The following is a 5,357-nucleotide window of genomic DNA, read 5'->3' on the forward strand; positions in this document are numbered from 1 at the left end:
CCACAGGTTCGGGGAAAACATTAATTGGAGAATACGCCATTCACCGTGCCTTAGCGCGGAACAGACGAGTATTTTACACCACACCCCTCAAAGCACTTTCCAACCAAAAGTGGCGCGACTTCAGCGAGCAGTTTGGGCCAAACATGGTGGGATTGCTGACCGGTGATATGTCGATCGACCGGGACGCCCCTATCTTGGTGATGACTACAGAAATCTTCCGCAATATGCTCTACGGCACACCAATAGGGGAAGTTGGCACATCGTTAGTTGGAGTGGATGCGGTAGTCCTGGATGAGTGCCACTACATGAACGATCGCCAGCGGGGTACAGTTTGGGAAGAATCGATCATCTACTGTCCCCGCGAAATTCAATTAGTCGCGCTTTCCGCCACCGTTGCCAACAGCGAACAGCTGACCGACTGGATCGGTAACGTTCACGGCCCAACCGAACTGATTTACTCAGACTTCCGCCCCGTACCTCTGGAATTTCACTTTTGTTCTCCCAAAGGATTATTTCCTCTCCTAAACGACGATCTAACCAAAATCAATCCTCGCCTCAAACCTAAAGGCCCACAAAAACAACCGGGAAAACGACCGGAAAGTCCGAGTTTGAACTTTGTGCTGAGTCAATTGCGGGAACGCGATATGTTACCGGCAATTTATTTTATCTTCAGCCGTCGGGGTTGCGACCAAGCCGTGGAAGAAGTGGGCGACCTGACGCTGGTGAATAAAGCAGAAGCGCAACAGCTAAGACGGAGAATCGAAGAATTTTTGGCACGCTATCCCGAAGCAGGCAGATCTGGACAGATCGAACCGCTTTCTAGGGGGATTGCGGCCCATCACGCGGGCATTTTACCGACTTGGAAAGGTTTGGTAGAAGAACTTTTTCAAGAAGGATTGATTAAAGTGGTGTTTGCCACGGAAACTCTGGCAGCTGGGATTAATATGCCCGCTCGGACAACCGTAATTTCCACCCTCTCCAAGCGTACCGATCGCGGACACAGGTTACTCAACGCCTCGGAATTCTTGCAAATGGCCGGACGGGCGGGGCGTCGGGGGATGGACGAACGGGGCTATGTGGCGACGCTGCAAACACCTTTTGAAGGAGCGAAGGAAGCTGCTTACCTGGCAACATCCAAACCCGATCCGCTCGTCAGCCAGTTTACACCCAGCTACGGTATGGTGTTGAACCTACTGCAAACTCACAGTATAGAAGAGGCGAAAGCTTTGGTAGAACGCAGTTTCGGTCAGTATTTGGCAACACTGTACCTCAAACCGCAGCAACAAGCGATCGCCGATCTGGAATCTGAACTGGCAAATCTCCAGTCTCAAATGCAGCAAGTCGAACCCGCCGCTTTAGCTAATTATGAAAAATTACAACAGCGACTCAAAGTAGAACGGCAATTGCTCAAAACCCTACAACAGCAGTCTGCCTCTATGCAAGCGGGCGACATGGCATTAGCCCTCCACTATGCTGTAGCGGGAACTATACTCAGCCTCAAAGGCAAACACGTACCTGTGTCTACTCCTGTGCCGGCCACCTTGGTGAATAAAATACCCGGCCCCGGACAAAGCCCCTACCTGATCTGTCTGGGAAAGGATAACCGCTGGTATGTGGTGGGGACAATTGACGTGGTTGGCTTTCATGCCGAATTGCCTCGTATTGCCGCTGTCGATCGCCTGTCAGGGCCACCGCCCGATATGGCCATGAAACTCGGTAGCGTGCGTACAGGTACGGAAGTAACTGCTGTTGTCGCCAATACCATCCCCATACCACCGCCGCCGTCAGATCCCCCAGAAGTCTTAGCCCAAGCTGAATCGGTCAAAGCACTGGAAGCGCAGGTGGCAGCTCATCCCATCCATCGCTGGGGCAATCCCGGTACGCTGCTCAAACGCTATCGCCGGATCGTATCTTTGCAGGAAGAGATCGGCGATCGTCAAGCAAAACTCGACAGACAAACCCAACGCCATTGGGAAGAATTCCTCGACCTGATCCAAATTTTACAAGGGTTTGGTTGCTTGGAAGGATTAGTACCCACCCGGATGGGTCAAGCAGCAGCAGCCATTAGGGGGGATAACGAGCTGTGGTTGGGACTGGCGCTGATGTCGAGAGAATTTGACGATTTAGACCCTCATCACCTAGCGGCTGCTTGTGCAGCTCTGGTCACCGAGACACCCCGCCCAGATGCCAGAACTAACTACGATCCCGCTCCACAAGTGGAAGAAGCTATGGGCAAATTGCGCTCTTTGCGCCGCCAGCTATTCCAAATGCAGCGTCGGCACAACGTAGCTTTGCCAGTTTGGCTTGAGGATGATTTAATTGGTTTGGTGCAAGAATGGGCGTTGGGCGTAGAGTGGGTGCATCTGTGCGAAAACACAACCTTAGATGAAGGAGACGTAGTGCGGATGTTACGCCGGACGTTAGATTTTCTCTCGCAAATACCCCATGTACCTTATTTGTCCGATTCATTAAAGCAAAATGCCAGTCGCGCCATCCAACTGATGGATCGATTCCCAGTTAATGAGATTGTCGGCTAAGAATTTTAGATTTTAGATTTTAGATTTTAGATTTTAAGTTCGATCTCAAATCTGAAATCTCAAATCTAAAATTTCAAATTGGTGTGAGGAGTGACAAATCAGGTGTTAAGAGTGAGGAGAAAGGCGTCAGTTCCAGTTTCATCTATTTCTGGGCAAAAGTTACTCGTAAATAAACAGCAAAAGGCAAAAATAACAAAAATAAACTATCTCCTTACTTTGTTTATTTTGCCTTTTTCCTTTGCACTTTTACCTTTTGCTCCTGCGGAAGCACAAGCTATTCGCTTGGGTGTAGTGCGTAGCTCCGATAACGCTACCCAATGGAGCGGTATTACCACTCGGTTAGGCGAAAGCGGGCTGCCTTATTGTGTAGTAGATTGGCAAAAAGTCCAGAATGCGACAGATTTGAACGGTATCTCGGTGATTTTCTTGCCAAATGTGGAAAGTTTGACTCAAGAGCAGGCGATCGCTCTGGAAGGATGGATGAGCAAAGGCGGTCGTGCGATCGTCAGCGGGCCGATGGGTAACCTCTCTCCCCCTGGCGTGCGCCAAATGTTACGCAGTCTCCTGGGCGCTTACTGGGCTTTTCCCCTCTCAGCACCAGAAGCGCTGCAACCGATGCGAACGAGAACGCAAGAGTGGGTGCGCCAAGAACTCAGTGGCACTATTCACGGCGGCGTCATCATTCCTACCGGTTTGAACAGTCAAGCCGCCGCCACATGGACGATTAGCGACTCGCCACCGGCAGTTGTGACAACTAACCGAACAACTTTTTTTGGCTGGCGCTGGGGTGTCAATAGTGCCGCTAGTTCTCAATTAGATTTGGCTTGGCTGAAGGCGGCTCTGACCCGTTACGGCAATATCGCCCAAGCAGGAACAGCACCTCCAACAACAGGCAATTGCGTTGCTCCCGGTGCCTTAAGCAATGTAGCTGCGGCTCCGACAAGGGGGAGTGGGGGAGCGGGAGTGCGGGGGAGGGTTTCTCAGTCACCAGCACCCAATCGTCAGTCGCCAGCCGCCAGTCGCCCATCAGTTCCCAGTCGTCAGTCGCCAGCACCGATTGACCCAACCGAGCGGGTGGCAACTGCTGCCATTCGCCCTAAACCAGGGGGAGAACCGATCGCAGCTAAAGACGCGATCGTGATGAGGCAAGAGCTGGCAAATTTGCTCGGTCGCGTCGAAAGCGCCCTTTTAGCTGCCAACGCCGTTAATCCCAACGTGGCAAGGGAGACGGGGAATGGGGGAGCTCTTGAGGCGGGGAAAAAAGAAACTATCCCGATCGGTTCTGCTCCGACTGTCGCCTCTGCTTCACCAGTCAGCATTCAAAATACAGCCTTGGGTACTTTACAAAAAGCGCGAGAAGTGCTGCAAGCATTTCCCCAATTGGTTGCCAAACGAGACTACGCCACAGCTAGAAGCCAGTGGCTGCAAGCTCGTCAAAGTCTGTGGAATCTGTACCCAACGGATAAGCCGATCGCACAATCGGAAGTGCGGGCAATTTGGCTCGATCGCGGTTCGATCGTGCAAGCAGGTTCGGAACGCGGTTTAGCCAGACTGTTCGATCGATTGGTTCAAGCTGGTATAAACACCATCTTTTTTGAAACGGTCAATGCCGGCTACACCATTTATCCCAGTCAAGTCGCACCAGAACAAAACCCGCTCACAAAAGGTTGGGACCCCCTAGCTTCAGCTGTGAAATTAGCCCGCGAACGCGGTATGGAATTGCACGCTTGGGTGTGGACTTTTGCAGCTGGCAATCAGCGCCATAATGCTATTCTCAACCAACCTCCTAACTATCCCGGCCCGATTATTTCCGCTCATCCCGATTGGGCGAATTACGATAATCAAGGTAGGATGATTCCGGCGGGACAAACGAAACCGTTTTTAGATCCAGCCAATCCAGAAGTGCGGCGCTATTTACTTAAGTTGTTTGAGGAAATAATTACTCGCTATAACGTCGATGGATTGCAGATTGACTATATTCGCTACCCGTTTCAAGACCCCAGTCGGGGAGCTGTTTACGGTTACGGCAAAGCAGCGCGTCAGCTATTTCAGCAAATCAATAAGATTGACCCGATTAAAATTTCTCCCAGCAATCGTCCTCTGTGGCAAAAGTGGACGGAATTTCGCACAAACCAAATCAATTCTTTTGTGGCGGAAGTATCCCAGATGGTACGGGAACGTCGCCCGAATTTAATCTTGTCGGCTGCTGTTTTCGGTTATCCCCTACAGGAACGAATTCAAAAGTTACAACAAAATTGGGAATTGTGGGCGAGGAGAGGCGATGTGGATTTGATTGTGCCGATGGCTTACGCTCAGGATACCAATCGTTTCGCGCAACTGGCGCAACCTTGGCTGAGCAATCAAGATATAGGAGCGACTTTGGTACTACCGGGGATTTTGCTTTTAAACCTGCCCGAAATAAGTGCGATCGATCAAATTCAGTTTATCAGAGATCTCCCGAACGGCGGTTACTCGCTGTTTGCTTTCGAGCATTTCGGTAACCAGCTGCATTCTATTTTAAGTCGAACTCAAGGTACAGCCCAACCACCAAGAGAGCCAATTCCTTACCGTCAACCTTTCGCCGCCGCTGTTTCCTGTTTCGCGGCTCTCCAACGGGAATGGGCTTTTCTGTTGCAAATCAATCAACTTCAGATGGCAGAAGCTGGGCGATCTTCTTTTAACACCAAAGGCGCTGCATTGGCAACAGCTTTAGATCGACTAAGTAGTCGGACAAAAGTAATCGACACTGTATGAACTTTTGTTAAGGCACTTGCAGGAGTGCGATCGCTACCCACGGATAGTACAAATGTATTGTAAAAA

At 50.8% G+C, this 5,357-nt stretch carries 2 protein-coding genes; both read left to right on the forward strand.

What is annotated here, in order from left to right:
* The coding region (locus H6S82_RS16755; protein ID WP_191056449.1) for a DEAD/DEAH box helicase at positions 1 to 2,537 on the forward strand (2,537 nt) is incomplete at its 5' end.
* 225 nt (positions 2,538 to 2,762) lie between these two features.
* A complete protein-coding gene (locus H6S82_RS16760; protein WP_190472196.1) occupies positions 2,763 to 5,291 on the forward strand; it encodes a family 10 glycosylhydrolase in 2,529 nt (842 codons plus the stop codon).
* The last annotated feature ends 66 nt before the right edge of the window (positions 5,292 to 5,357 follow it).

Source organism: Planktothrix sp. FACHB-1355 (assembly GCF_014748295.1).
In the GTDB taxonomy this organism is placed as follows: domain Bacteria; phylum Cyanobacteriota; class Cyanobacteriia; order Cyanobacteriales; family Aerosakkonemataceae; genus Aerosakkonema; species Aerosakkonema funiforme_A.